28 protein-coding genes are annotated in these 25,209 nt (G+C 68.1%); 14 read left to right on the top strand and 14 right to left on the bottom strand.

Going from position 1 to position 25,209, the window contains the following annotated elements; translation table 11 throughout:
- Positions 1–9 precede the first annotated feature (9 nt).
- The gene (locus ACZ522_RS09200) at positions 10–507 is read right to left on the bottom strand and encodes a hypothetical protein (protein WP_379692691.1); all 498 of its coding nucleotides are present in this window, start codon (positions 505–507) and stop codon (positions 10–12) included.
- Between the two features lie 211 nt (positions 508–718).
- On the opposite strand from ACZ522_RS09200, the gene ACZ522_RS09205 reads away from it, so the two are divergent.
- The gene (locus ACZ522_RS09205; RefSeq protein WP_379694524.1) at positions 719–2,284 is read left to right on the top strand and encodes an ABC transporter ATP-binding protein; all 1,566 of its coding nucleotides are present in this window, start codon (positions 719–721) and stop codon (positions 2,282–2,284) included.
- A 108-nt stretch (positions 2,285–2,392) separates the two neighbouring features.
- Here ACZ522_RS09205 and ggt read toward each other — a convergent pair whose 3' ends face one another.
- From ggt to ACZ522_RS09220, 3 genes are all read right to left on the bottom strand, one after another.
- Complete coding sequence (gene ggt, locus ACZ522_RS09210) at positions 2,393–4,078, bottom strand: gamma-glutamyltransferase (protein ID WP_379692690.1); 1,686 nt, start codon at positions 4,076–4,078, stop codon at positions 2,393–2,395.
- 83 nt (positions 4,079–4,161) lie between these two features.
- Positions 4,162–4,467: a hypothetical protein gene (locus tag ACZ522_RS09215; RefSeq protein ID WP_379692689.1), complete on the bottom strand. Its 306-nt coding sequence runs from the start codon at positions 4,465–4,467 to the stop codon at positions 4,162–4,164.
- A 51-nt stretch (positions 4,468–4,518) separates the two neighbouring features.
- Positions 4,519–5,355, bottom strand: coding sequence for an SDR family NAD(P)-dependent oxidoreductase (locus tag ACZ522_RS09220; RefSeq protein WP_379692688.1), 837 nt, complete (start codon positions 5,353–5,355; stop codon positions 4,519–4,521).
- A 100-nt stretch (positions 5,356–5,455) separates the two neighbouring features.
- Here ACZ522_RS09220 and ACZ522_RS09225 point away from each other — a divergent pair, with 100 nt between their 5' ends.
- Positions 5,456–5,677, top strand: a complete 222-nt coding sequence (locus tag ACZ522_RS09225; RefSeq protein WP_379692687.1) for a hypothetical protein — start codon at positions 5,456–5,458, stop codon at positions 5,675–5,677.
- Positions 5,678–5,741: 64 nt separating this feature from the next.
- On the opposite strand, the gene ACZ522_RS09230 is transcribed toward ACZ522_RS09225, so the two are convergent.
- Together ACZ522_RS09230 and ACZ522_RS09235 are read right to left on the bottom strand one after the other, a co-directional pair.
- Positions 5,742–6,512, bottom strand: a complete 771-nt coding sequence (locus ACZ522_RS09230) for an ABC transporter permease (protein WP_379692686.1) — start codon at positions 6,510–6,512, stop codon at positions 5,742–5,744.
- Positions 6,512–7,462, bottom strand: coding sequence for an ABC transporter ATP-binding protein (locus ACZ522_RS09235; protein ID WP_379692685.1), 951 nt, complete (start codon positions 7,460–7,462; stop codon positions 6,512–6,514). The genes ACZ522_RS09230 and ACZ522_RS09235 overlap by 1 nt, the downstream gene beginning before the upstream one ends.
- Before the next feature lie 404 nt (positions 7,463–7,866).
- On the opposite strand from ACZ522_RS09235, the gene ACZ522_RS09240 reads away from it, so the two are divergent.
- The 5 genes from ACZ522_RS09240 to ACZ522_RS09260 all read left to right on the top strand — a co-directional run bounded on the left by ACZ522_RS09240 (position 7,867) and on the right by ACZ522_RS09260 (position 11,943).
- Positions 7,867–8,166, top strand: a complete 300-nt coding sequence (locus ACZ522_RS09240; RefSeq protein WP_379692684.1) for a hypothetical protein — start codon at positions 7,867–7,869, stop codon at positions 8,164–8,166.
- A gap of 26 nt (positions 8,167–8,192) precedes the next feature.
- Entirely contained in the window at positions 8,193–9,215 is a 1,023-nt protein-coding gene (aceA, locus tag ACZ522_RS09245) for an isocitrate lyase (protein WP_379694521.1), read from the top strand.
- Between the two features lie 526 nt (positions 9,216–9,741).
- Positions 9,742–10,110, top strand: coding sequence for a hypothetical protein (locus ACZ522_RS09250; protein ID WP_379692683.1), 369 nt, complete (start codon positions 9,742–9,744; stop codon positions 10,108–10,110).
- A 292-nt stretch (positions 10,111–10,402) separates the two neighbouring features.
- On the top strand, positions 10,403–11,686 hold the full coding sequence (locus tag ACZ522_RS09255; RefSeq protein ID WP_379692682.1) for a tRNA pseudouridine(54/55) synthase Pus10: 1,284 nt from the start codon (positions 10,403–10,405) through the stop codon (positions 11,684–11,686).
- Between the two features lie 86 nt (positions 11,687–11,772).
- The gene (locus tag ACZ522_RS09260) at positions 11,773–11,943 is read left to right on the top strand and encodes a hypothetical protein (RefSeq protein WP_379692681.1); all 171 of its coding nucleotides are present in this window, start codon (positions 11,773–11,775) and stop codon (positions 11,941–11,943) included.
- Positions 11,944–11,983: 40 nt separating this feature from the next.
- Here the strand turns inward: ACZ522_RS09260 and ACZ522_RS09265 are convergent, their stop codons facing one another.
- On the bottom strand, positions 11,984–13,684 hold the full coding sequence (locus ACZ522_RS09265; protein ID WP_379692680.1) for a histidine kinase N-terminal 7TM domain-containing protein: 1,701 nt from the start codon (positions 13,682–13,684) through the stop codon (positions 11,984–11,986).
- An 83-nt stretch (positions 13,685–13,767) separates the two neighbouring features.
- Complete coding sequence (locus ACZ522_RS09270) at positions 13,768–14,712, bottom strand: UbiA family prenyltransferase (RefSeq protein WP_379692679.1); 945 nt, start codon at positions 14,710–14,712, stop codon at positions 13,768–13,770.
- A gap of 214 nt (positions 14,713–14,926) precedes the next feature.
- Between ACZ522_RS09270 and rnhB the strand changes: the two genes are divergently transcribed.
- Positions 14,927–15,622, top strand: coding sequence for a ribonuclease HII (rnhB, locus tag ACZ522_RS09275; RefSeq protein ID WP_379692678.1), 696 nt, complete (start codon positions 14,927–14,929; stop codon positions 15,620–15,622).
- A gap of 34 nt (positions 15,623–15,656) precedes the next feature.
- Here the strand turns inward: rnhB and ACZ522_RS09280 are convergent, their stop codons facing one another.
- From ACZ522_RS09280 to secF, 3 genes are all read right to left on the bottom strand, one after another.
- On the bottom strand, positions 15,657–15,911 hold the full coding sequence (locus tag ACZ522_RS09280; protein WP_379692677.1) for a DUF7511 domain-containing protein: 255 nt from the start codon (positions 15,909–15,911) through the stop codon (positions 15,657–15,659).
- A gap of 269 nt (positions 15,912–16,180) precedes the next feature.
- Positions 16,181–17,755: a preprotein translocase subunit SecD gene (locus tag ACZ522_RS09285; protein ID WP_379692676.1), complete on the bottom strand. Its 1,575-nt coding sequence runs from the start codon at positions 17,753–17,755 to the stop codon at positions 16,181–16,183.
- Positions 17,755–18,639: a protein translocase subunit SecF gene (gene secF, locus ACZ522_RS09290; protein WP_379692675.1), complete on the bottom strand. Its 885-nt coding sequence runs from the start codon at positions 18,637–18,639 to the stop codon at positions 17,755–17,757. Before secF ends, ACZ522_RS09285 begins: the two co-directional genes overlap by 1 nt.
- A 386-nt stretch (positions 18,640–19,025) precedes the next feature.
- On the opposite strand from secF, the gene ACZ522_RS09295 reads away from it, so the two are divergent.
- Positions 19,026–19,379 carry a hypothetical protein gene (locus tag ACZ522_RS09295; RefSeq protein ID WP_379692674.1) on the top strand — a complete coding sequence of 118 codons (354 nt, stop codon included), beginning with the start codon at positions 19,026–19,028 and terminating at the stop codon, positions 19,377–19,379.
- 47 nt (positions 19,380–19,426) lie between these two features.
- Here ACZ522_RS09295 and ACZ522_RS09300 read toward each other — a convergent pair whose 3' ends face one another.
- Entirely contained in the window at positions 19,427–19,723 is a 297-nt protein-coding gene (locus ACZ522_RS09300; protein WP_379692673.1) for a hypothetical protein, read from the bottom strand.
- Positions 19,724–19,784: 61 nt separating this feature from the next.
- The gene (locus tag ACZ522_RS09305; RefSeq protein WP_379694519.1) at positions 19,785–20,261 is read right to left on the bottom strand and encodes a DUF5812 family protein; all 477 of its coding nucleotides are present in this window, start codon (positions 20,259–20,261) and stop codon (positions 19,785–19,787) included.
- A gap of 95 nt (positions 20,262–20,356) precedes the next feature.
- Here ACZ522_RS09305 and ACZ522_RS09310 point away from each other — a divergent pair, with 95 nt between their 5' ends.
- The 4 genes from ACZ522_RS09310 (at position 20,357) to ACZ522_RS09325 (ending at position 23,207) form a co-directional block, all read left to right on the top strand.
- Positions 20,357–20,935, top strand: coding sequence for a GNAT family N-acetyltransferase (locus ACZ522_RS09310; protein WP_379692672.1), 579 nt, complete (start codon positions 20,357–20,359; stop codon positions 20,933–20,935).
- A gap of 100 nt (positions 20,936–21,035) precedes the next feature.
- Positions 21,036–21,734, top strand: a complete 699-nt coding sequence (locus ACZ522_RS09315; protein WP_379692671.1) for a CDP-alcohol phosphatidyltransferase family protein — start codon at positions 21,036–21,038, stop codon at positions 21,732–21,734.
- Positions 21,731–22,528 (top strand): CehA/McbA family metallohydrolase, encoded by a 798-nt coding sequence (locus ACZ522_RS09320; protein ID WP_379692670.1) that lies wholly within the window; start codon positions 21,731–21,733, stop codon positions 22,526–22,528. The genes ACZ522_RS09315 and ACZ522_RS09320 overlap by 4 nt, the downstream gene beginning before the upstream one ends.
- A 1-nt stretch (position 22,529) precedes the next feature.
- Positions 22,530–23,207, top strand: a complete 678-nt coding sequence (locus ACZ522_RS09325) for a TVP38/TMEM64 family protein (RefSeq protein WP_379692669.1) — start codon at positions 22,530–22,532, stop codon at positions 23,205–23,207.
- 8 nt (positions 23,208–23,215) lie between these two features.
- On the opposite strand, the gene ACZ522_RS09330 is transcribed toward ACZ522_RS09325, so the two are convergent.
- Positions 23,216–23,749, bottom strand: coding sequence for a hypothetical protein (locus ACZ522_RS09330; protein ID WP_379692668.1), 534 nt, complete (start codon positions 23,747–23,749; stop codon positions 23,216–23,218).
- Positions 23,750–23,878: 129 nt separating this feature from the next.
- Between ACZ522_RS09330 and ACZ522_RS09335 the strand changes: the two genes are divergently transcribed.
- The gene (locus ACZ522_RS09335; protein ID WP_379692667.1) at positions 23,879–25,171 is read left to right on the top strand and encodes a glucose-6-phosphate isomerase; all 1,293 of its coding nucleotides are present in this window, start codon (positions 23,879–23,881) and stop codon (positions 25,169–25,171) included.
- Positions 25,172–25,209: the final 38 nt, after the last annotated feature.

The following is a 25,209-nucleotide window of genomic DNA, read 5'->3' on the forward strand; positions in this document are numbered from 1 at the left end:
TCGCGTCTCTCACTTCTCGATTCGTATCTCGACGCTGTCTTCCGGTTTCTCCGGCACGTCGACGAACGCGCCGATTTCGTGGACGCCCGGTTCGGCTTCGACCCACCGGGTCGGTTCGCCCTCCCCGCCGACGCGCTTGAACCGACCGTCCCACGTGTGCGTGAGGACTTTCCGCTCTTTCGCCCGGAAGGAGAGCGTTCCGGCGGCGTCGCTGAGGTACACCCGTTCGTCGCTGGCCTCGAGTTCGCCGTCCACCGTCCACCCCCAGAGCCGCCGCGTCTCCGTCTCGACGGCGACGGGCAGGGGAAGGGAGTTCTCGATGACGACGGTGAGTTCCACCGGGTCGCCGGGCGCGTACACCTCGCGGTCCGTCTCGACGGTCACCGACAGGGACCGCCGGGCGACCGACTGCGGGACGAACTTGCCGAGGGCGGCGGCGATGGGACTGCTCGTGTCGTCGAACCCGTAGCGGTCCTGCCGGTCGGTGGCTCCGTTCGAGGGCGGCATCGTCTCGGTCGGAGTACGGCGAGGCGGCGTTTACTTTCGTCGGTTAGCGGGCGCGGGACGGGGGGCGACCGCTCGCGTTATCTCCGCGCGGCGCTTACCCGGGGTTAGTCTCGGAACCCGACGGGCGACGGGGCGGGAGTTGAGGACCACGACGACGAGAGACGGAGACGGCGGTGTCGTACCGGCCGCGGACGAAGCGCGCGGCGACCCGATGGTCCGACTGTTTCGGACGTACGGACGCGCGGACCTGCCGTGGTTCGTCGTCGGCTTGGTCGCGAGCGTCCTCGGACGGTTGGTCGGGTTGCTCCCGCCCCTCGTCCTCGGCGTCGCCATCGACGCGACGTTCAACGACAACGCGCCCTACCGCCTTCCGTTCGTCCCGGCGGCGTGGATCCCGGCCGACGCGTTGGGACAGGTCTGGTTCTCCGTCGGCGCGATACTCGTCGCGTTGACGCTCGGCGTCGCCTTCTCGTTCGTGACGGGCGTCGGCCTCTCGACGTACTCGAACCGCGTCCAACACGCCGTCCGCGTGGAGATGTACGCGACGATGCAGCGACTGGATACGGCGTTCTTCGACGACAAACAGACCGGGCAGGTGATGAGCGTCCTCAACAACGACGTCCGGAACCTGCGGTCGTTCCTCGACAGCACGCTCAGCGGCGGCATCCAACTCGTCGTCAGCGTCGTCGCCATCGCGGCGGTCCTGTTCTCTCTGAACCCCGGCCTCGCCCTCGTGACGCTGGTGGCCGTCCCCCTCCTGACCGCCTTCACCGTCTGGTTCAGGTACACCATCCGCCCGATGTACCGCGCCCTCCGCGAGAGCGTCGGCGCGTTGAACACGCGACTGGAGAACAACATCAGCGGCATGGAGGTCATCAAAACCTCGACCACCGAGTCCTACGAGGAGGCGCGCATCGAGGAGGCGTCCCGGGAGTACTACGACCGGACGCTCTCCGTCGTGAAACTCGACTCGGTGTACCAACCGAGCATGGAACTGCTCGTCGGCGTCTCCTTCGCCTACGACGACGGCCGCCCCGTCCTCCGCGACGTGTCGTTCGTCGCGGAACCCGGGCAGATGCTCGCCCTCGTCGGCCCGACGGGCGCGGGCAAGTCCACGGCGGCGAAACTGCTCATGCGCCTGTACGACGTGACCGAAGGAGCGGTTCGCGTGGACGGCTACGACGTGCGCGACGTGACCCTCGATTCGCTCCGCGGGGCCATCGGCTACGTGAGTCAGGACGTCTACCTGTTCGACGGGACGGTCAGGGAGAACCTGCTGTACGGCGCGTTCGACGCGACGGAGGCGGAGATGGTGGCCGCCGCGGAGGCGGCGGAGGCCCACGAGTTCGTCTCGGACCTCCCGAACGGCTACGACACCCGCATCGGCGAACGCGGCGTGAAACTCTCCGGCGGCCAGAGACAGCGTCTCTCCATCGCCCGAGCGACGTTGCGCGACCCGGCCATCCTCGTGTTGGACGAGGCGACCAGCGCCGTGGACACGGAGACGGAACGGCTCATAAAGCGCGCGCTTGACCGCCTGACCGCCGACCGGACGACGCTCGTCATCGCCCACCGCCTCTCGACGGTGCGCGACGCCGACCGAATCGTCGTCCTCGAAGACGGCCGCGTCGTCGAGGACGGCACCCACGACGCACTCGTGGACGACGGCGGCCTGTACGCGACGCTGTGGAACGTCCAAGCGGGCGAGTCGGAGCGGACTCCCGAGACGGGCGCGCGCCTCGAAACGCGGGCCGAACCGACCGACGGCGAGAACTGACACGGGTCACTCTCCGTAGCGACGCGCTGGGTTCCCGTCGAGGGCCGCGCCGGCCCAGATTCGTCACTCACCAACGCGACCCGTCCGATCACTTGACCGTTTCTCGTCTCAATAGCCCTGCGCGTTCCCGTCCTTCCGGGGTTCGGTCGCCGCGGAGAGCGTCCCGTTATCGTTCCGCGCTATCTGCGCGCCGCCGAACATCGAGGGGTACAAGAGACGCACGTCGTGTCCCCGCCGGACGAGTTTGGTGCCGAGACTGTCGCTCAGACGCTCTTCGACGGCGAGGGTGTCGTCCTCGCGGTAGCGCCACCGGGGGTAATCGAGGGCCGCCTGAAGCGGCATCCCGTAGTCCACGATGTTCGATATCACCTGCACGTGCCCCTGCGGTTGCATGTACCCGCCCATGACGCCGAAGGCGGCCCAGTCGCCCTCGTCGAACTTCGCAATCGCCGGGATGAGGGTGTGGAAGGGCCGCTTTCCTGGTTCGAGGCGGTTGGGATGCTCGGGGTCCAGGGAGAATGAACTCCCCCGGTTCTGGAGGGCGATGCCGGTGTCGCCCGCGACGAGGCCGGACCCGAACCCGGCGAACCGGGAGTTGATGTAGGAGACGACGTTGCCCTCGTCGTCCGCGACGGTGAGGAGGACGGTGTCCGCGTCCTCGGGAGGCTCCGGAGGCTCCCGAGGGGTCGGTGGACCGCGTTCACCGGCGTCCTCGGCGTCGGCGTCCGGAACGCCGAACGACACGTCGCGGTTCGCCTCCTCGCTCACCTCCTCGGCCCGCGTTCTCGCCCACTCCTTCGACGCGAGGGGCGGAATCTCCTCGTACTCGGGGTCGGTGACGTAGCGGTGGCCGTCGCGGAAGGCGAGTTTCGTCGCCTCCGCGAAGTAGTGGACCCGGTCCGGCGATTCGAGGGGGTGGTCGCCCGCGCCGAGTTCCTCGGCGATGTTCAGCGCTTCCAACGCGATGAGGCCCTGATTGTTCGGCGGGAGTTCGAAAACTTCCGCGCCGTTGTACGTCGTCGAGACGGGGTCGGGGAACTCCGGTTCGAAGTCCGCGAGGTCGGAGACGGTCAGGAACCCGCCCGCCTCCTGCACCTCCTCGGCGATCTGCTCGGCGACGTCGCCCTCGTACACCACGTCCGCGCCCTCCTCGGCGATGCGTTCCATCGTCGCGCCGAGGTTCGGGAGGGTGACCGTCTGGCCCGCGTCGGGCGCTTCGCCGTCGAACAGGTACGCCTCGCGGGCGTTGTCGTTCTCGAACAACTCCTCGCCGTGTTCCCACGCGTTCGCGATGATTTCGGAGACGGGGTACCCCTCGGTAGCGTAGCGAATCGCCGGTTCGAGGGCGTCCGAGAGCGTCAATCGCCCGAGTTCTTCGACCGTCACCTCCCACCCGCGGGCGGTGCCGGGGACGGTGACGGCGTGGGGGCCGGTGTCGGGCATCTCGGCGTCCTCGGGGTCCACGCCCTCCTCCTCGGCGACGGCCGCCCGGACGTTCTCGATGGTCGCGTCGGCGGGCGCGCCGCCGCAACTCCGCATCGCGCCCACCTCGCCGTCGGCCGTCCGGTAGAGGGCGAACACGTCGCCGCCGAGTCCGGTCGAGGTGGGTTCGACGACGTTCAGGGCCGCCGCGGTGGCGACGGCGGCGTCGAAGGCGTTGCCGCCCGCCCGAAGCGTCTCGACGCCCGCCTCCGCCGCGAGGGGTTGGCTTGTCGCCACGACGCCGCGTTGCCCGTACACCGTCGAACGACGCGAGGTGAACCTGTCTACGTCCGCGTTCCCGTCGATGTCCATGCGAGACGGTTCGAAAACGGCGGCCAAAAGTCCACCCGAAGGGGCACGAGACGGAGGGTATCGCTCGTCGGGGTTCGACGCCGCTATCGACCGAGGAGGACGAACGCGGGTACGGCGTCGGGGAACGACGTCGCCGCACTCCACGCGAAGAAGGCGACGAAGCCGACGACGAACGAGAGGGCGGCGACGAGACAGAGCGTGACCGTCGTCCGGACTCCCCACGCTCGGAGGAGTCCGTACCCGGCCGCGCAGACGAGGAGAACTGCGAGCGCAGTCACCGGGGCGGCGGGGCCGTCGAGGGCGAAGGCGGTTTCGAACCACTCCCGTCCGACGACGCTCCACGCGACGCTAACCACCGCGACGGCGAGTATCCGTTTCGAGGAGACCACGGTCGGCCGTCGCGGACGGTCGATATATGCTTTCTCGGTGTATCGAACGCCTCAGCGGAGGTTTCGGAGCGTCTCTATCGGGCCGCTACTCTCCACCCGCGCGCGGACGAGTGCGTCGAACCACGCCGTCGGCAGGACCGCCCGGAGAACGGGCAGAAGGCGCGCCTGCCACGTCACCGGGTAGCGAGCCTTCGGGTCGTCGGCTTGGATGGCTTCGACGACGGTTTCGGCGACGCGTTCGGGCGTCGTCCCGCCCGGGTCGAACGACTCGCGGACGCGGCGGTAGTCGTCGGCGTACGGCGTCTCCTCGCCTTCGTACGCCCAGAGCGCCTCCTTCGCGCGTTCGTTGAACCCCGTCCTGACCGCGCCGGGTTCGACCACCGCGACGGAGACGCCGTGCGGCGCGAGTTCGACACGGAGGGCGTCCGAGAGGGCTTCGACGCCGTGTTTCGTCGCGCCGTAGACGCCGTGGAACGGGAGCGTCACCCGCCCGAGGACGGACGCGACGGTGACGAGGCGGCCGCCCGACTCCCGGAGGGCCGGGAGGAACGCGCGGGCGACGAAGAGCGTTCCGAAGACGTTGACCCGGAACTGCCGTTCGACCGCCCCTCCCGGCGCGTCCTCAACAGCGCCGAGTTCGTAGTACCCCGCGCAGGTGAGGAGCGAATCGACCGGTCCGCCGTCGGTCACCGCCTCGGCCACCTCGCGGACGCGTTCCTCGTCGGTCACGTCGCAGACGTGCGTCTCCACCGCTTCGGGGAGGCGGCCGAGGGCGGACTCGTCCGCGTCGAGGACGACGACGTCGTGTCCGAGAGCGCGGAGGCGTCGGACCGTCGCGCGTCCGATTCCGGATGCCCCGCCGGTGACGACGACACGTTGGTACACCATCACGTCCGAAGAGGAGAACGCGGGGGTTGAGCGTTGCGGTGTCTCGGACGGGCCCGTCGCGCCCCGCCAAGGATAATGCCGACGACGGCCTAGTCGCGCCGTGACCCTCGGAAAGATACTGCTGGTACTGGGCATCGCCGAACTCGTCGCGCCGCGGCGAGTCGTTGACTTCTTGATGGGGTTGGCGACCGAGGAGGGGTCGGACGTCGAACTCCGGCAGTGGGTGTACACCGCCGCGCGAGTTGAGGGAGCGGTCATCCTCCTGTGGGTGCTATGGCGGAGCGTGACGAAACGCGCGGCGAGGCTGACCGACGGTTCGTAACCCGACGTTCGTTTTTTCGTCTCGCCGCCGGGTGAGGCCGATCAGGTGCGGCGCGGGAGCCCGGTCAGTCCGTCAGGCCGTACCCGCGGCGGAAGAGGACGACGTTGAACGCGGTGACGGCGGCGGCGAGGACGACGAGGACGACGAGCGAGGCGTTCGGGTCGACCTCGCTGACGCCGAGGAAGCCGTAGCGGACGCCGTTGACCATGTATATCATCGGGTTCAGGAGCGACACCTGCTGGAGCGTCTCCGGCAGTTCCGCGATGGAGTAGAAGACGCCGCCGAAGAACACCAGCGGTCGGAGGATGAACTGGTTCAGCATCGTCAGGTCGTCGAAGTCCTCCGCCCAGAGGCCGCCGAGGACGCCGAGACTCGCGAACAGCAGCGTGATGACGAGCATGAACGCGACCAGGTAGAACGGGTGGGTGACGCCCACCGACGTGAAGAACGCGCCGATGAGGGCGACGAGCGTTCCGACGATGACGCCGCGGAGCGCCGACGAGAGAATGTACGCCCACACCATCGAGGAGTACGAGAGCGGCGAGGTCAGCGCTTCCTCGATGTAGCGGTTCCACCGGCCGTGGAAGATGGAGAAGGAGGCGTTCTCGAAGGCGTTGGAGATGGCTCCGAGGACGATGAGGCCCGGCAGGATGAAGAGGATGTACGGGACGCCGGCGATTTCGTTTATTCGCTCGCCGAGGATGACGCCGAAGACGGAGAAGTACAGCACGTTCGTGATGAACGGCGGGACGAACGTGTTGCGGGGGCGGCGGACGAACCGGAGGATTTCGCGGCGAAGCAGGGCGACGAACCCCGTGGTATCGACGCTCGCCATCAGTTCGACACCTCCATCGTCTCCCTGTCGTCCTGCCTCGTCATCTCGACGAACACCTCTTCGAGCGAGGTGCGGGTGATCTCGAGGTCGACTATCTCGTGGCCCGCCCTGTCGAGTGCGCGCACGAGGTCCGGGGCGACGAGGCCGCCCTGCTGGGCGGTGACGGCGATGCCCGACTCCGTGAGTTCGGCCGCCTCGTACTGCCCGTCGAGGGCCAAGAGGTCGGGCACCGCGGACGGCGGGTCGCGCAAGGAGACGGTGATGCGGTCCGTCCCGCGATCCATCAGTTCGTCGGGACTCGCCACGTCGACGACGCGGCCGGAGTCCAAGATGGCCACCTCGTCGCAGAGGCGTTCGGCCTCCTCGATGTAGTGCGTCGTCAGGAGGATGGTCGTCCCGTGGTCGTTGAGGTCCGTGATGGTCTCCCACAGTTCGTGGCGGAGTTGCACGTCCACGCCCGCCGTCGGTTCGTCGAGGATGAGCAGGTCGGGTTCGGTGATGAGAGCGCGCGCGAGCACGAACCGGCGCTTCATCCCGCCGGAGAGCCAATCGAAGCGCGTGTCGCGCTTGTTGTAGATGCCGACGCGCTTCAGCACCTCGTCGGCGCGTTCCCGAGCCTCGCTCTTCGGGACGCCGTGGTACCCCGCCTTGTGTTCCAGAACCTCCCGGATGGGGAAGAAGCGGTCCACGTTGAACTCCTGCGGTGCGAGGCCGATTCTGTCCCGCGCCTCGCGGTAGTCGTCCTCGACGTCGTGGCCGAAGACGCGGGCCGTCCCGCCCGACTTCCGGACCAGACCGACGAGGATGTTGATGAACGTCGTCTTCCCCGCGCCGTTCGGTCCGAGCAAGCCGAAGAAGGACCCCTCGGGTACGTCGAGGTCCACGCCGGAGAGGGCCTGCACGTCGCCGTACGACTTCCGTAAATCGCGTATCTCTATCGCAGGAGGCACTACCCGTCAGTCGGCTACGGACGGGATTAAGCGCACCGACCCCGGAACGGCGTGCGCTTCCATGGCACGGAGACGCGGGAGAGCCTCGGCCGTCCGACGGACGCGGTCCGTCGGCGTCGCACCGCTCTGGGTCCGCGGACGAACGGGCGAGAGAGCGACCCGCGACCGGCCGTGCGACCGGCTCTCACTGATACCGCCTTCGAGTCCTCCCTGTCGATTAAACTCATTAAAGAATATTATCACTATCAATCATTATGTTTATTCGTGTGATGGTCCTCGGGTAGGGTGAGGCGACGACGAATGAACGTACGCACCACCAAATCTGCCGGCGTAGCAGACGTCCACGAGCGAACGACCGCAACGACACCGACCGACCGACCCGATCGACCGATACGCGACATAACATGACACGAACGACCCGACGAACCGAAGAGACCCGAACCGCCGAACGAACGCGACGACCGACCGAAGAAGAGGACAGAGAGGCTCCCTTGGTTCCCATCATCGACACGACTCCCCGACGGTATCGACAGACGGAGCGGACGCGACGACCGACCGACGAGGAGGACGCGGAGGCGCCGTTGGTCCCCCTCATCGAGACGGGCACCGACCCGGACGCGGAGTACGACGACGTCCGTCGCGAAATCGCCAATCTGAAGACGCAACTGAACCGCATCGAATCGACGCTCGGGGGAAGCCGATGAGCGAGGACACCATCGGCGGCGACGAGATGGGTGCCGAGGAGGTGTTCACCCGCGACGTGGACAACCCCGCCGGGCGGGAGTTCCGCCGCCTCCTGGATGAGCAGAACTTCACCTTCGCGCCGGGCATCTACCACGCCCTCGACGCCCGCCTCGCGGAACTCGCCGGACTCGACGCCGCGTACATGAGCGGGTACTCCACCGTCCTCGGCCAGTTCGGCTTCCCCGACCTGGAGATGGTGACGATGACCGAGATGGTCGAGAACGCGAAGCGGATGGTCGAGGCGACGAACCTGCCCGTCGTCGCGGACTGCGACACGGGGTACGGCGGCATCCACAACGTCCGCCGCGCCGTCCGCGAGTACGAGAAGGCCGGCGTCGCCGCCATCCACATCGAGGACCAGACGACGCCGAAGCGGTGCGGCCACATCGCGGGCAAGCAGATCGTCTCCCGCGACAAGGCCCGCGCCCGGTTCGAGGCTGCCGTCGACGCGAAGCAGTCCGAGGACACGGTCATCATCGCGCGGACCGACGCGTACGGGTCCGCCAACGGCGACTGGGAGGAACACCTCGAACGCGGCCGCATCTACGCCGACGCGGGCGTCGACCTGGTCTGGCCCGAGATGCCGGACCCCTCGCGCGAGGACGCGGTCAACTACGCCGAGACGATCCACGAGACCCACCCGGACCTCGATCTCGCGTTCAACTACTCGTCGTCGTTCGCGTGGTCCGAAGAGGAGGACCCGCTCACCTTCGAGGAACTCGGCGATCTCGGCTACAAGTACATCTTCATCACCCTCTACGGCCTCCACTCCGGCGCGCACGCCGTCTACGAGGACCTCAGCAACATCGCCGACAACGACGAGGAGGCGCAGTTCGACCTCGAATCGCGCTACATCGGCCACCCGACGGAGTCCCACCACGAACTCTCGTTCGTCAAGGACTTCCAGGACATCGAGACGCGCTTCGACAGGGAGGCGAGAGAGCGCATCGAGAAGTCCGAGGGGTTCTCCGAGGAGGAGTCCGACCCGATAAAGAGCGGCGACGACTGAGACGCCGCGAATGACCGTCGAACCCCCGACGTTCGGACCCCTCGCCGACCGAACCCGGTCGGGTTCGACGGTGCCGTGGGCGGTTCCCGCAGAGAGCCATGGTGAGCCCTCCGACGCATCTGTGATACATATTAGCACACCCGGACAATCGTTAAGTAGCGACCGGGTGACTCATCGACCGAGTCCCGCGACCCCGCGGGCGGAGCATCCGATGACCGACCACACCGCCACCCGTCGCACACCCGCCGCGGCGTCCGCACTTCGCGCGGCGTCCGCATCCAGCGACGGGTCTCGGTGCCCGGTCGTCGGAAACGCCGGCACCCTCGGTGTATCCACCGTATCCGCGGCATCCGCCGCGTCCGGGGTATCCGGCATCCTCCGCATCCGGTCCGCGTTCGGCGCGTAACGTCGCGCCGCGCGGGCGGGGTCGGGGGGACCCGATTCCGTCGCGCACGGTACGGAATCGGCCCCTCACTCTTCTCGCGTGACGCACCTCGCGCCGCCGCGGAGCGACCGGACCGCTCCCGTGTCGGCAGTCGTCTTCGACGCGCGTTCGAGTCGCGCCGGGAGCCTCATGGCGATAAAGCAGTCCAGTCAGAACGAATCGCAACCCGACCGCCCCGCCGCCGTCCGCGCGTCGATGACGGTGCTCGTCACGCGCGACGCCGACGGCGACTTGGCCGCGGGCGTCCGAAAGCGCCTCGCCGCCGTCGAGAGCGTCGAGAGCGTCGAATCGGTCGAGATACGCGGCCTCAAGCCCGCGCTGAACGACCTGCGCGTCGGCGTCGACGCGACGCTTCGCCTCGACGTTCCGCCGGACGACCGAGAGCGGGCGGCGGAGTCGTTAGCCGACGGCTTCGGCGTCAAGGCCGTCGAGAGCGTCGAGTTCCGGTGACAGCCGGTTCCGGTCGTCGGTCGCTCTCGACTCCGTCCCCGGCGACCGGCCCGTCCAGCCGGACGGGGCGTTCAAGTCGCCCGGACGCCTCTCCCCTCCCGCGAACGCGCCGGATTACCGCCGCGACGGCGACGGGAGCGAGGCGTTCTCGGAGACGCCCCTCGGCGTCGCCCTGTCCGCGGCGACGACGCTCGTCGGCGCGGGCGTCGCCGCCGGCGTCTGGTGGCTTCTCTCCGCGGCTGGACTGCTCTGAAAAGGCAAGACAGAAACCCAGTCCCCGTCAGGAGAGGGTATGAGCATCCTCGAGGACGCCCGAGCGTTGGCGGAGAGCGGTCCCGTCTGCGACTCGTGTTTGGGCCGCGTCTTCGCCGACCGGAGTTTCGGACTGACGAACGCAGAGCGAGGGCGGAGCCTCCGCGTCGCCGCCGCACTCGACGACGACGAGGCGTTCGAGGCGACGGACACCGAAGCGTGCTGGGTGTGCGAGGGGGAAGTCGCCCGCTTCGACGAGTGGGCCGAACGCTGCGCCGAGGCCGTCGAGGACGTGGAGTTCGACACCTATCAGGTCGGCACGCGCGCGCCGCCCCTCGTCGAGGAGAACGAGGTGCTCCTCCGGGAGGGGGCCGGACTCCCCGAGGACGCCGGCGAACTGTTCAAATCGGAGTTCAACCGCGAGGTGGGCAAGCGACTCGGCCGCCTGACCGGGACGGAGGTGGAGTTCGGCCGCCCGGACGTGATGTTCCTCCTCGACATCGAGGCGGACGAGGTGGAGGTGGACGTCCACTCGGCGTTCGTCTACGGTCGCTACCGCAAACTCGAACGCGACATCCCGCAGACCGAGTGGCCCTGCAACCGGTGCGACGGGTCGGGCTACGTCGGCAAACAGGTCTGCGAGAAGTGCGGCGGGTCGGGCTACCTCTACGAGGAGAGCGTCGAGGGACTCACCGCCCCCGTCGTCCGCGACGTGATGGACGGGACGGGCGCGAAGTTCCACGGTGCGGGGAGGGAAGACGTGGACGCGTTGATGCTCGGGACCGGTCGCCCGTTCGTCATCGAGATCGTCGAACCGCGCCGCCGCCGCGTCGACACCGACCGACTGGAGGGCGACATCAACGTCTTCGCAGAGGGGAAGGTCGAAGTCGAGGGCCTCCGCCTCGCGAACTACGAGATGGTCGAACGCGTGAAGAAACTCGACGCGAGCAAGCGGTACCGCGCCGCCGTCGAGTTCGACGCCGACGTGACCGAAGCGGAACTCGACGCCGCGATCGAGGAACTCGACGGCGCGACCGTCGAACAGTACACGCCGCACCGCGTGGACCACCGTCGGGCGAACCTCACGCGGACCCGCGAGGTGTACGAGGCGACGGGCGAACTCGACGACGCGCGCCACGCCACCGTCGAGGTTCACGGCGCGGGCGGCCTCTACATCAAGGAACTCGTCTCCGGCGACGAGGGCCGGACCGAACCGAGTCTGGCCGACATCCTCGGCGTCGGCGCGGAGGTGACGGCACTCGACGTCGTCACCGTCGAGGGCGTCGAGGAACCGTTCGAGGACGAGGAGTACTTCCGCGACTGAGCGCCCGAGACGGATCCCGACGCCGTTTTTCCGCCTCCTCCGACGACTCCGCACAACGTTTTTCAGACCGCGGTCGCAATCTCGGTGTGAGGGAAGATACCATGTGCCATCACCGAGAGTCGACGGCCGAATGGGAGGCACTCGTCCGCAGAGAACTGAAAGCGCACCGCGAAGAGGAGGGTGACGACGAGGAGTCGGAACCGGAGAGAGAACGCGCGGAAATCGAAGCGCCGGGGATTCCGCCGGCGGACGACTGAGTCGGAGGCGACCTGTCGATAGCGGCGTCGTTTCGCGGCGTCAGCCCCCGGCGGAGCGTTCCCCGTCGGCGGGGGAGAGCGACGGGACGCGGACGGTGACCACCGATCCGGCCGGGTCGTTGGCCTCGAAGGTGACCGTCCCGCCGGCGACGCCCGTCGCCCACGTGACCAACCAGAGGCCCAGACCGCTCCCGTGGATCAGCGGCGACTCCGTCCCGCGTTCCAGCACCGAGCGCTCGTACTCGTCGATGCCGGGGCCGTCGTCGACGACGGCAACGCTGACCCACTCGTCGGTCACCTCGACTGTGACCTCGACGTGGGGGTCGTCGCTCGGGTTGTGTTCCGCGGCGTTCTCGAGCAGGTTCGAGAAGACGGGGTCGAGGACGGTGGCGACGTACGCGTCCTCTGGGACGGAGTCGCAGGCGACGGTCGCCTCCGGGTACGCCTCGCGGATGGCCGCGACGTGTTCGCGGAGGAGGCCGGCCAACGGCGTCGCCTCGGTCGGTTCGCGCCCCCGCTCGAAGATGTCCGAGATCTCCCGCGCCTTCTCCCCCATCTCCGCGATGTTCGAGGCGTGCCGCTTGACGGTGGCGGCGCGGGGGTCGCCGCCGTCCTCCGCGATGAGGTCGGCGTACCCGGCGATGAGGTTCGTCTCGGTGCGGATGTTGTGTCGGAGCACCCGGTTGAGCACTTCGAGACGCTGCTGCTGTCGGATGTGCTCGCTGACGTCGTGGAGGGTGATGACCCGGCCGATGGCGCGCCCGCGGAAGTCGGTGATTCGCGTGACCGTGGCGTCGTACAGCGCGTCGCGGGAGTCGCCGTCGAGGGTGACGTACCCCGTCGCCGCCCCGTCCTCGGGTAACTCCTCGTACTCCGGGAAGAACCGCGCCGCCGGTCGCCCGAGAATCTCCCGCGGCGCGACGCCGAGCGTCGCCGCGGCGCTCTCGTTTACGTCCACCACGTAGTCGTGGCTATCGACCACGACGGCGGCCTCCTGCATCCGTCGGAAGACGAGGCGGCGCGCCCGCCGGTTCGGCGACGGGTTCGTCCCGAGGAGCCGAAACCGCGTGAGCGCGCCGAGGTAGGCGACGCCGGAGACGGCGAAGGCGATGGGCGTCGGGTCGAGCCCGGTGACCGGAACCACGCCCGCGACGAACAGGGCGTTACTCGCCCACGGGGCCAGCGTTCCGACGAGCAGGGCGATGCTCTGCCCGCGGAACGGCAGCGAGTCGCTCCGGACGAGACCGAGGAGCGGAATCGACCCCAGCAGTCCGAGCAAGTACGTGTACGCCGTGATGACCCAGAACCACGGGCCGGCGGTCCGAAAGAGCGTCGCGACGCCGTTTCGCCGAACCAGCGTCGATTCGACGTACAGCAGGTCGTGGGACCGGCTGGTCACGGCGAGGAGGACGGTGAGGAGGGGGACGACGGAGAGGACGGCGACGTACCGGAGGCGGACGTACTGGTCGTGGCCGGTGTACTCCAACGCGAACAGGAACCACGCCACCGGGATGACGACGACGCCCACCCACGAGAGGTTCATCCAGAGCAGTTTCGAGTCGAGCGTCGTCGCCTGCAACTGAAAGATGAGGAAGGCGGACCACCAACACTGCCCCGCCAGCATCGCCACGAGGGGAACCGACCCCGGTTCGGGCCGTTCCCGCCACGCGAGGAAGGCCGCCGTCGTTCCGACGGTAATCGTGACGAACAACACCGGCGGTAGCAGGGTGACGGGGAGCACCGCTCTATGATGAGACGTGTCGCATCATACATTAACTGACCGGTGAATGTGTCGTAAAAGTGCAGGTAGCGCCGGTCGGCTACTCAGACGGGAAGCGAGCGGGCGACTCCGAGCGCGACGAACACGAAGAGGAACGTGCACTCGGCGGCGACGACGAGAGCGTCCTCTCTCTCGGTCCGACCGACGAACGAGGTGACGGCGCAGGAGTAGCCGACGCCGACGAGCAACGCAAGCACCGCCGCGGCGGAGAGGTACCCCGAGAGGGCGGCGTAGCCGGCGAGTGCGGCGACGGCGAGGTTGATACCGTAGAGGACGTGCCGCGTCCGGCGCACGCCGAAGACGACGGGCAGCGTCGAGACGCCTATCTCTCGGTCGCCCTCGACGTCGCGGACGTTGGGGATCTCGGCGTTGACGAACGTCGCGAGGAAGAAGTACGCGAAGACGACGGTGGCCGTCGGCGTGAACGCCGCGTCCGCGAACGCGAGGGGGAGGAACGTCAGCGTCGCCGCCCACGCGAACGCGACGACGGCGGAGTTGACGAGGAGCACCTCCTTCAGGCGGTGGAACGGCAGGCCGCCCGCGGGCACCCAATCGGAGGCGTAGAGTATCCAGAACACGCCCGGGAGGAGCGTGATCGCGAGCGCGACCGGCCCGCCGAGGACCGAGAGCGCGACGGCGAGACCGTACGAGAGCGACGCGAGCACGTACAGCACGTCGCGGTGCCGGCGGGCGAACGCGGCCTGTCTGGGGTTCGAAACCGCGTCGGTGTCCGCGTCGGCGATGCGGTCGCTCGTGTAGACGGCGAAGGTGACGAGGCCGACGACGACCGGCGCGGCGTTCGGCGGGAGCGACAGGAGGTGCATCACGACGGCGACTTCGGCCACCGCGATGAGTGCGAGGTACGCCGAACTGTACACCAGCGCGTCCCACCCCCGTTCGCCCTGTCTCCTCGCCCACTCGTTCAATCTGCTGTGCATCGGCGCGGCTCTGTCGGGTTCGTTCGACAGAGCTTGTGTGTCGTGTACCATTAGTGAGACCTCTGCGACAGCGGGGACGACCGAACCGCCGCGACTGTCGCTAACGTATCCTCGGAGGCGGCTGAATTAAATACGAGACATTAACTTGTCATTTGGAACCTCCCGGCGGGCCGAAGACGCGGTTCGAGCGGAGAACGTGCGGCGGGGACGGCGGCGTTCCCGCGGACCACAACCGCTTAGTCGCCGCCGCGTCCTTGCGGCGTACATGGAAGACGGACGCGGCGGAGGCGGCGACGGGCGCACGTTTCGCGTCGGATGCGACGAGGCGGGGAAGGGGCCGGTCCTCGGTCCGATGGTCGCCGCCGCGGTGCGGGCGGACCCGGCGGCGCTTCCCGACGGCATCGACGACTCGAAGCGCATCGCGCCCTCTCGGCGGGAAGAGATAGCCGCCGCCCTCCGCGAACGCGACGCGGTGACCGTCGGCGTCGCCGTCGTCCCGCCGTCGCGCATCGACGCTCCGGAGACGGACATGAACTCGTTGACCGTCGCCGCGCACGCCGAAGCGGTGGCCGCCGCGGCGCGGGACGGCGACGCCGTCGTCGCGGACGCCGGCGACGTGGACGAAGCGCGGTTCGGACGCCGCGTCGCGTCGGGCGTCGGCGACGCCGGCGTCGAGGTGAGCGTCCGCGCCGAACACGGCGGCGACGAGTCGTACGCACTCGTCGGCGCGGCGAGCATCGTCGCCAAGGTGGAACGGGACGCGCGCGTCGCCGCCATCGCCGAGGAGTACGCCGAGTACGGCCCCGTCGGAAGCGGCTATCCGAGCGACGGGACGACGCGGGCGTTCCTCCGCGAGTACGTGGGCGAGACGGGCGAACTGCCGGACTGCGCGCGCGCCTCGTGGTCCACGTGCGACGACGTTCTCGCCGCGGCGGCGCAGTCGTCACTCGACCAGTTTTAGCGCGAAAAAGACTCGCGATGTTCGACGGCCGAACTCAGCGCATGTCGGCGAGCGAGACGAACGAACCCGACTTGGCGGATATCCACGTCGTCACCAACTCGTCGTCGTCGGCGTCGGCGGGGTAGATAGTACACTCGTCGGGTTCGTCGTCGTAAGAGACGACGGTGGCTTCGTACGCTGGCTGCGACGCCGGTTCCCCGAGTCGCGGACGGGGACCGACGCGTCGCGGAACCTCAGCGTCGTTCGTCGCACCGATGACGTCGCCCGTGAGATGCCGATTTGTATCCATCGTTGTGTCTTCGGACCCCGTTCGAAACCGACGGGGGGCGGCTTCGGTCGTCTCTCGGTACGCCTACCCGTACCTCCTACGGGGATATTTAGGTAATGGCCGATTCTACGTTCCCGAGAATCAGACTGTATTCCTAATGGACGGCATCAGATAGCCCGATACCACCTAACGAGCGGTTAGATACGCCGATAGCGTTCGACTCGCGCGTTCGATACCCGGCGAAAAAATGAATCCCGAGCGATACGTATAAATGACTGAACGTTTGCGGTTCAGCGCTCCTTCGTCGTGAGGGCGCGCAGGATGTCGCCGTACGCCGGTCGAGTGATGAGAACGCCCACGAGGACGCCGAGGATGGTGAAGATGGCGAAGCCCTGCAGGTCGCCGAGCGACAGCACCGCCAGCGGAGACATGGCGATGATGGTCGTCGCTGCCGCCGCGCCGATGACCCAGAACGCCTTCTTGAAGCGCGACTGGAAGACGCGTCGGGAGTTGATCTGCCCCTCCGCCATCACCTCGTCGGCGATGATGATGAGGTCGTCCACCCCCGTCCCGATGACGGCGATGAAGCCCGCGATGACCGAGAGGTCGAGCGGATAGCCGATACCGGCGGCGAACCCGAGGAGGATGACCACCTCGGAGAGGGCGGTGACGACCATCGGCGCGGCGACGCGCACCTCCCTGTAGCGGAAGAACACCACGCCGCTAACGGCGAAGACGGCGACGAGACCCGTCAGCAGCGAGTTCGACTTGAAGTCCGACCCCTGACTCGGCGAGACGTACGAGGAGGTGCCGCCGTCGGGGCCGGTCATGTCGAGTTTCGCCGGAAGCGCGCCCGCGCGGAGGTTGATGGCGACTTGCTGCGCCTCGGTGAGGTTCCGCGTCTGGAGTTGGAATTCCGGCGCGTTCGCCCACTCGCCGGAGCGCATCCCCTGCGCGAGGCCGGGACTCATCCCGAACGCGTTGACGACCTCCCCGTTGACGACCAACAGGAGGCACGGTTCGGTGCCGTTGGGGTTCTCCCGGTACGTGCAGGTCGTGCCGCCGGGTTGGGCGATGCCCGTTTCGACGGCCGCCTGCTGGAAGTCCCGCGCCGCGGACTGCTCGACGGTCACCGGGACGAACGCGCCGCCTCGCTGGCTCTCCGTGGCGGTCCCGATGCTCTGGAAGTCGTCCTGTTGGAGTATCTCGCGGGTCTGGTAGCCGCTTCCGTTCTCCGCGGGGTAGTACGCCTGGATGACGACCGTCCCGCGTTCGCTCACGAGGTCGAGCACTTCCGAGCGGTCCCGGTTGGGCACTTCGATGAGGATGAAGTGCTCGCCGGTCGCCGTCCGCACCGTCTGGACGGTGCCGCCGGAGAGGCCGGCCTCGTTTATCTTGTTCTCGAGGACGGAGACGGCGTCCTGCCGGGTCGTCTCGGTCACGCCGTCGCGGACGGTTCCGTACTCGTAGCCCGCCCGTTGGAGCGCCGACCGGAGTTCGGCCTGGGTGACGTTCTCGACGGTCACCTCGACGGTGCCGACGTTCTGGCCGGTCGGGCGCGCGATGACGTCCGAGGGCGTCGCGTTCGACAGTTGCGAGGCGACGTTCCGTTCGACCGCCCGCGGTTGGTCGCCGCCGAACTGCACCTCCTCGGCGGTGATGCCGACGAGGGGCGCGCGGACGCGCGTCCCGCCGGACAGTTGCAGGCCGTACTGGAGGTTCGTCACCCCGCTATCGTTCGCAACCGCGCCGCCCGCGCCGCCCGTGTCGTCCGGGGCGAGCGTCGGCGAGAACAGCGCGAACGTCGACACGAGGACGAACACGACGAGCAGAGCGATGCGCCAGTTGTCGCGGAGTGAGACCATTATCGGGCCACCCCCTCGTACTTGTACCAGCGGAGGAGACTCAGGTTCAGCATGTAGGTGTTCATCAGGTCGACGGAGAGACCGAAGACGAGGACCGTCCCGATGGCGGCCAGCAGTTGGATGCCGAAGATGGTCGCCGTCACGGTCATGACTATCATCGCCGCGATGGACGTGAGCGTCATCGTCACGCCGGTCCGCATCGCGCGGTAGGTGGACTCGTAGAAGTCACCCGACCGGCGGAGGATGTGGTTGTTCAAGAGGATGTCCGAGTCCACGGAGTACCCGATGAGCATCAGAAGCGCGGCGACCGTCCCCAAGGACAGTTCGATGCCGAGGACGTTCATCAGCGCCAACGGGATGACGATGTCGGAGAACGCCGAGATGACCACCGCGATAGAGGGGACGAACGTCCGGAACATCGCGAAGACGAGGAGGCTCATCCCGAGGAACGCCACCACCACGCCGCCGAGTGCGAGCGTCTGCGTGTCGCCGCCGAAACTCGGCGAGACGGAGGAGATGGCTCGAATCTCGAAGCCCGCTTGCTCCGCCTGCCGTTCGAGTTGCGAGGGGTTCACCGACGACCCGTCCTCCGACTGGAACGTCACGATGTACGTGTTCTCGGTCGGAACCGAGCGGATGGACTCGGGTTCGGCGGTGAACGCCTGCCGTATCTGTTGTTCGGCTTGCGCCGGCGGTGCATCGACCGCGACCTGTATCTCGGTGCCGCCGGTGAACTCTATCCCCTGGTTCACCGGCGCACCGGTTGCGACGTACCATCCCGCGATGACGAGAAGGGCGACCACGAGAACCGCGAGTGGGACCGCCGCGAGTTGGCGATTCGTGTACCGGGTGTAATCTACCTCCGGTACAGTGAACTCGGCCATGGAATCCGTTCATCTTGGATGCCGAATAAGCCTTCCTAAGTACGTTAACTACTCGTGAATGCCCAGAGCGCGTCTCTGTGGACGTTATTGGGTCTAAGATGCTTAAATAACCGCTCGTGGTTATCGGGCCAGATGGTCAGAATGGAGTACTAACATAGTTCATGTTTTTCTAAGTAAACAGTACTCACCCTGTACGTTTTTGGAGGGCTCAAAGGCTGCACGTTGCAGAACAACTCGTTCGATTGACTACGTTTCAATTCTTCTCTCGACTCAATTCCGGTATTCTGGGATGGTTTGATTATCTTACGTGTTCGCAGGGGTCGGCGACCCGTCCCCCTGCGAGTGCCGGCGGGAGGGCCTTTGCGTTCGAGCGCGTATTTGAGGGCATGAGCACCGACACCGCACGCAGAGTCGTCGTCTCGTACCCGGACGAACTCAGCGCGTGGGGGCGCGACCAACTAGAGACCGATCGGTTCAGGTCGTACCTCCGGCGCGTCGTCGAGAGTCCGAGCGTCGGCGACACGTACGAGGAGTTCGTCGATACCGGCTGTTGCGGCGACTCCTTGGACGTTCCCCTCCGCATCGAATCAGTGGAGGGGCCGTCGGCGATGGGGTCGGAGACGGAGATAGCGTACGCCGCCCGCGACACGGAACCCGGCGAGATAGAGGGCGGATGGAAGGTCCAGAGCAACGGCGGGCCGGGCGCGACGACCGGTAAAGCGCGCGACGGAGGGAGTTGAGGACCCGACGCGTCGAGCGACGCGGTTGCGGAGGGCGACGCGCGGCGTCAGGAGAGTACGACGTCGGAGCCGAGTAAATCGAGGGCGGTAGTGACCCCCCAGAAGCAGGCGGCGACGACGAGAGGCCAGAACAGCACGTCGTTCTCGGCGGCCGTCTCGAATTCGTCGTCGGTTTCGCCGCGCACGACGCTCCGTGCGAGAACCACCAGTAGCAGAAGTCCGCTGGCCGCGGCGAAGACCGGCCACAAGGAGATGCCCTCCGCGAGGAGTCGTAACGTTCCGCGGACCGTGAGGTGTACTCCGAAGACGACGTAGGCGAGTACAACGATTCGCTGTCTCTCCATGCCGGCCCGTTTCTCGACAAACGTATACTATTTCTTCACCGGCCGCACTCGTCGCCCGCGTTCAGGGCATGTACCGCACGACGACGACGCCCGGTTCGGAGCGAATCTCCACGCGGTTCACGCCGAGGCGCGCCGCCCGAGAGAGGGTTCCTTCCTCGTCGTCGGCCACGTCCGAAACCGCCTCGTCCGTCGTCTCCTCGGGGACGGTGATGACGTGCAGTTCGCCGGTCCCCGCCCGTTCCTCCCGCGTCAGTTCGCCCACCGGTTGGTCGGCGGCGATGTCCCGGGCGCGGGCCGTCGGCGACTCGTCGCTCACCTCCAGCGAAAGCGGTCTGCGCTCTCGCATCTCCACGAGTTGGTAGGAGACGTTCATCGGCGGGTCGGGGGAGACGACGCCCTCGACGGCGTCGTGGCGTTCGACGCCGGGGTTCGACGAGAGCGTGTGGACCTGTCCCGTCTCGACGTCTTTCAACACGGCCGAGTCGTCGTCCGCGGCGGTCACGAGAAACGTGCCTTCGACCCGTTCTTCGTCGGTCATCGCCGCGAGGTACGCCGCGCGCCCCCTTCGGGGTTTCGTCATCGGCGGCCGCCGCCTTCCGAGCGTTTATCCGCCGCCTCGGCGACCACCCGCACATGCCCGCGCTCTGGCGGTTGACGCGGAACGAACGCGCACGACGGGTGTACGAGGCGCTGAAGCGGGTCGGAATCACGGGGACGCGGATGTACCAGTACGTCGCCGACCCGCGGGACGACGCCGGGGCCGACGCCGCCGTCGAAGGTGTCGCGTTCGCGGCCCGCGACCCGACGGCGGTAGGCGGGGAGTACGAGGCGTTCGCGGAACTCCGCGACGACGAGACGGTCCTCTGCGCACTCGACGGCGACGAGATAGTGGGCCACCTGTTCGTCAGCGTCGACGCGACGCACCGCATCCACCCCCTCGAAGAGACGCTGACGTTCGACGGCGGGTACGTCAGGCGCGTGTTCGTCCGCCCCTCCCACCGGGGGCGGGGAATCGCCACCGCCCTCGTCTCCCGGGCCCGCACCGTCGCCGCCGACGCCGGGGCCGGGGCGGTACACGCCCTCGTCGCCCTCGACAACAAGCCCTCGCAGTGGATGTTCGAGGCCAACGGCTTCGAACGCCGGTTCGAACACGCCTACTACCGCGTCGGCCCACTGCGGCGGCGACGCGTCGAAGATATTGAGCGCACGTAGATCTCGATAGCGCTCCGTTTCTATATATCTTCTATTTAATTATGTAGCGCGGCGGGAAAATTTATGCGCTCTCGGGACCGTTATCGGCGTAGAGAGCCACATGTCCAACGAAGGGAGGTCCGTACTTCGGGGCTGGAGCGAACAGGTGGACGCGCGGGCGCGTCGGGTGCTCCGTTCGACGGCGGGCGACAACATGGTGAGTCGGTTGGGTGTCGCGGACTGGTTGAGCCTCGCCGCGTTGTTCTGGGCGTGGGTCGGCGCGGTGTTGTTCGTCCAGAACGAACCGAACTGGGGCATCGTCGCCGTCCTCGTCGGGTTCGCGTTCGACAAACTCGACGGCTACTACGCGCGAGAACACGGCAGTCCGTCGGCGTTCGGGCGGCAGATAGACTCCTTCATCGACATCTTCACCTACCTCGTCTCGGCGGCGTTGCTGTACCACGTCGTCGTCTCGCCGCACGCCGTCGCCAGCGCCGTCGTCGGGTTCGTCGTCATCATGTTCGGCGGCCTCAGACTCATCCGCCACAACGACGAGGGGTTCTTCGACGAGGAGGGGACGAGTTACTACCACGGCACCACCGTCGTCCACACCCACGCCGTCGTCCTCACGAACTACTTCCTCTTTCAGTTCGTCCCCCTCTGGAACGGGTGGGTGGCGGGACTCACCGTCGTCGCCGTCTGTCCCCTGATGACCTCCGAGTACAAGGCGTACAAGACGGACTTCGCGCACACGTTGGTCGGCGTCGGCGGCGGCGTCACCATCGCGCTCTGCCTCGCCCTCGAATTCGGATACGCATGACGGTCCGGCGAGTTCGAGACGATGCGGACGTGGAGAGCGGCGACGCAGACAATACCGACGGCGAAGACGACACCGACGGCGCTGGCGACGCAGGCGGGTCGCTCTTCGGTCGCTATCGGGCGCTGCGGTTCGACCCGCACGTCCACTCGGAGGACTCCTACGACTGCGAGACGCCCGTGGAGGCGATACTCGAACGCGCCGCGGCCGCCGGACTCGACGCGGTGGCGGTCACCGACCACGACGCGATAGGCGAGTCCCTCCGGGCCGCCGAGTTGGCCCCCGCCTACGGACTCGTCGGCGTCCCCGGCGTCGAAGTTTCGACTGCGGAGGGGCACCTCCTGGCCCTCGGCGTCGAGGCGGTTCCCGAAACCGGCCTTTCGCTCGCCGAGACGTCGCGCCGCGTCGCCGACGCGGGCGGCGTCAGCGTCGTCCCCCACCCGTTTCAGCGCTCGCGGCACGGGGCGCGGCGGCGCGCGATAGACGCCGCATCGGTGAACGCCGTCGAGGTGTACAACGCCCACACGCTCACCGGACTGCGGAACGGGCAGGCCCGGTCGTACGCCGACGCCCGAGGGATGCCCGGCGTCGGCGGGAGCGACGCGCACGGCCCCGCACTCGTGGGGAGAGCGTACACCGTCGTCGGCGTCCCCCGGGGGCGGGAGGCCGACCCCGAGGCGGTTCTGGACGCCGTCGCCGCGGGGCGAACCGCCGTCCGCGGGGAGCGAACGACCGCCCGCCAGTATCTCGAAAAGTACGCGACGAACGCGAGCATCCTGACCGCGTCGATACTCTGAGATGGGACGCGTCTTCGAGTCCGACCGCGCCCGGCGCGACGCCGCGATTCGCCTCTCCGCCCTCCTCGTCGTCGCCGTCGCCGCGGCGCTTTCGGTTCACGCCTTCGCGCCGTCCCTCGCGGACCCCGAGCGGATTCGCATCGCCGTCGAACGCCTCGGGCCGTACGCGGGCGTCGCGTTCGTCGGCGTGCAGGCCGCGCAGGTCGTCTTCGCGCCGATACCGGGGCAGACGCTCGGCGTCGTCGGGGGCTACCTGTTCGGGACTCTCCGCGGTGCGGCGTACAGCGTCGTCGGCGTCGTCGTCGGCAGCACCGTCGTCTTCGTCCTCGCGCGGCGGTTCGGCCGCCCGTACGTCGAACGCGTCGTGGACGATTCCGTCCTCGAACGGTTCGACTCGTTCGTCGAGGAACGCGGCGCGGTCGGTCTGTTCGTCGTCTTCCTCTTTCCCGCCTTCCCGGACGACGCCGTCTGCGCCCTCGCGGGTCTCACGACGCTCCGGATACGGACGCTCGTCGCCCTCGTCGCCGTCGGGCGGGTGCCGACGTTCCTCCTCGTCGCTCACGTCGGCGAACGCGCCGCGTCCGGACGCCTCCTCGCCGCCGGGTCCGTCGCGGCGGCACTCGTCGCCCTCTCCGCACTGATCTACCTCGGACGCGGGAAGTTCGACGCCGTTCGGTGACCTCCCTCTCACCCGAAGAGGCGGTGGACCGCCCCGATGAGGAGAGCGCCAACGAGGGGGACGACCCACGAGAGGGCGGGCGGAATCGCGTAGAGGAGGGCGACGACGGGGGCGAAGACGCCCGACGGCGCGGGGCGGGTGACCGTCTCGCCGTCGAGGACGAACGTCTCGGGCATCGACGCGACGAGGCCGAGGTACAGAGAGAGCAGAAACAGGAAGCCGGCGACGGCGAGGGCCGCCTCGTACTCGTCCCGCGACTCGATGCCCCGGCGGTGCCGCCGCGCGACGACGAGCGTCGGAGCGACGGCCGGGAGGACGACCAGCAGACCGACGACGATGTAGAACGCCCGCGAGAGCGTGAGCGACCCGCCTTGGACGGCGGCGGTGTTGCCGACGAGGACGACGACGCCCATCAGGACGAAGAGCGAGACGAGGCCGACGGCCGCCGCGCTCACCAGCACGTACGACTTGAACAGGAGCGACCGACTCGACCGGAACGCGTAGGGGAACGCGCCGAGGACGCCGTTGTACCCGTCCGCCATTGGCGGCGATTGGACTCGGCGGCGATTAAGCGAACCGGTCCGCAGCGGGCGTTTCATTCTCCCGCCGCGGTTCGCGTCCGTCGGAACCGGGGACCCACCTTTTTCCCCGCCGCCGTCGGCTGTTGTCGTATGCACGTCGATATCGGGAACGTCCTCGACGGGACGCCGAGCGTCTCGCGAGACAGCCTCGAACGGTTGGACGAGACGGTCGCCGCCGCGCACGAACGCATCGAGTCGGGACGCGCCGACGCCGAACACGGCTACGCGGCGTTGAACCTGCCCGAGACGGCGGACGCCGACGGGATTCGCGCCGCCGTCGAACCGTTCGGTGACGCCGAGGCGATAGTCACCGTCGGCATCGGCGGGAGCGCCCTCGGCGCGGCGACGCTGACGGAGGCCCTCGCCGACGAGGACGACCCGGACGCGTACTACCTCGACAACGTTGACCCCGAGCACGTCTCGACGCTCGCGGAGTCGCTTCCGCTCTCCGAAACCGTCGTCAACGTCGTCTCGCGGTCCGGCACGACGGCGGAGACGCTCTCGAACTTCCTCGTCGTCCGCGATGCGATGGAGGCGGCGGGCGTCGACTGGACCGACCGCACGTTCGTCACGACGGGCGAGGAGGGCAACCTCCGGAACCTCGCGGAGAAGCACGACCTGCCCGCGTTGGACGTGCCTGAGGGGGTCCCCGGCCGGTTCTCCGTGCTCTCGACGGTCGGACTCGCCGCGGCGGCGATTCAGGGCCACGATTTGGATGCCTTACTGACGGGTGCGGCCGAAGAGGCGGACCGCCTCTCGGGGTCGCTGTTCGACTCTCCGGCGTACGCCTACGGGGCGACCACGTACGCCCTCGCGCAACGGGGCGCGCTGACGAACGCGATGATGCCCTACGCGGAGTCCTTGGAGTACTTCGCCGAGTGGTTCGCGCAGTTGTGGGCCGAGAGCCTCGGCAAGGACGGCCTCGGCCAGACGCCCGCCCGCGCCCTCGGGGCAACGGATCAACACTCCCAACTCCAACTGTACCGGGCCGGCCCGCGCGACAAACTCGTGACGCTGGTCCGCCCGCGCGAACGCGAGGACCGGGAGATTCCCGAGACGGACCTGCAGGGCCTCTCCTACCTCGGCGGGTCGTCGCTCGGCGAACTCTTAGACGCCGAGTTCGAGGCGACGGAGGCGAGTCTCGCCGCCGCGGGCGTCCCGAACGTCCGCATCGAAATCGACCGCGTGGACGAACGCGGACTGGGCGAACTGCTCTACGGGATGGAGGCCGCCTGCGTCCTCTACGGCGAACTGGCGAACGTCTCGACGTTCACCCAACCCGCCGTCGAGTGGGGTAAGCGGGCCGCGCGCGGCTTGCTCGGCGGCGGCGACTTCGAGGAGGCCGACGCCGTCGCGGAGAAGACGACGCTGGTCGTCGAGTAGTCGGGCGGGGCGGAACCGGCGACCGCGCGCCCGATCGG

Source organism: Halopelagius fulvigenes (genome assembly GCF_055398025.1).

What these genes read in the sequence shown, in the direction of transcription:
- ACZ522_RS09200 (WP_379692691.1), bottom strand. Translation starts at nt 507, where the DNA reads ATGCCGCCCTCGAACGGAGCCACCGACCGGCAGGACCGCTACGGGTTC.
- ACZ522_RS09205 (WP_379694524.1), top strand. Translation starts at nt 719, where the DNA reads ATGGTCCGACTGTTTCGGACGTACGGACGCGCGGACCTGCCGTGGTTC.
- ggt (WP_379692690.1), bottom strand. Translation starts at nt 4,078, where the DNA reads ATGGACATCGACGGGAACGCGGACGTAGACAGGTTCACCTCGCGTCGT.
- ACZ522_RS09220 (WP_379692688.1), bottom strand. Translation starts at nt 5,355, where the DNA reads ATGGTGTACCAACGTGTCGTCGTCACCGGCGGGGCATCCGGAATCGGA.
- ACZ522_RS09230 (WP_379692686.1), bottom strand. Translation starts at nt 6,512, where the DNA reads ATGGCGAGCGTCGATACCACGGGGTTCGTCGCCCTGCTTCGCCGCGAA.
- ACZ522_RS09240 (WP_379692684.1), top strand. Translation starts at nt 7,867, where the DNA reads ATGACACGAACGACCCGACGAACCGAAGAGACCCGAACCGCCGAACGA.
- aceA (WP_379694521.1), top strand. Translation starts at nt 8,193, where the DNA reads ATGGGTGCCGAGGAGGTGTTCACCCGCGACGTGGACAACCCCGCCGGG.
- ACZ522_RS09255 (WP_379692682.1), top strand. Translation starts at nt 10,403, where the DNA reads ATGAGCATCCTCGAGGACGCCCGAGCGTTGGCGGAGAGCGGTCCCGTC.
- ACZ522_RS09270 (WP_379692679.1), bottom strand. Translation starts at nt 14,712, where the DNA reads ATGGTACACGACACACAAGCTCTGTCGAACGAACCCGACAGAGCCGCG.
- rnhB (WP_379692678.1), top strand. Translation starts at nt 14,927, where the DNA reads ATGGAAGACGGACGCGGCGGAGGCGGCGACGGGCGCACGTTTCGCGTC.
- ACZ522_RS09280 (WP_379692677.1), bottom strand. Translation starts at nt 15,911, where the DNA reads ATGGATACAAATCGGCATCTCACGGGCGACGTCATCGGTGCGACGAAC.
- ACZ522_RS09285 (WP_379692676.1), bottom strand. Translation starts at nt 17,755, where the DNA reads ATGGTCTCACTCCGCGACAACTGGCGCATCGCTCTGCTCGTCGTGTTC.
- secF (WP_379692675.1), bottom strand. Translation starts at nt 18,639, where the DNA reads ATGGCCGAGTTCACTGTACCGGAGGTAGATTACACCCGGTACACGAAT.
- ACZ522_RS09295 (WP_379692674.1), top strand. Translation starts at nt 19,026, where the DNA reads ATGAGCACCGACACCGCACGCAGAGTCGTCGTCTCGTACCCGGACGAA.
- ACZ522_RS09300 (WP_379692673.1), bottom strand. Translation starts at nt 19,723, where the DNA reads ATGGAGAGACAGCGAATCGTTGTACTCGCCTACGTCGTCTTCGGAGTA.
- ACZ522_RS09305 (WP_379694519.1), bottom strand. Translation starts at nt 20,261, where the DNA reads ATGACCGACGAAGAACGGGTCGAAGGCACGTTTCTCGTGACCGCCGCG.
- ACZ522_RS09310 (WP_379692672.1), top strand. Translation starts at nt 20,357, where the DNA reads ATGCCCGCGCTCTGGCGGTTGACGCGGAACGAACGCGCACGACGGGTG.
- ACZ522_RS09315 (WP_379692671.1), top strand. Translation starts at nt 21,036, where the DNA reads ATGTCCAACGAAGGGAGGTCCGTACTTCGGGGCTGGAGCGAACAGGTG.
- ACZ522_RS09320 (WP_379692670.1), top strand. Translation starts at nt 21,731, where the DNA reads ATGACGGTCCGGCGAGTTCGAGACGATGCGGACGTGGAGAGCGGCGAC.
- ACZ522_RS09325 (WP_379692669.1), top strand. Translation starts at nt 22,530, where the DNA reads ATGGGACGCGTCTTCGAGTCCGACCGCGCCCGGCGCGACGCCGCGATT.
- ACZ522_RS09330 (WP_379692668.1), bottom strand. Translation starts at nt 23,749, where the DNA reads ATGGCGGACGGGTACAACGGCGTCCTCGGCGCGTTCCCCTACGCGTTC.
- ACZ522_RS09335 (WP_379692667.1), top strand. Translation starts at nt 23,879, where the DNA reads ATGCACGTCGATATCGGGAACGTCCTCGACGGGACGCCGAGCGTCTCG.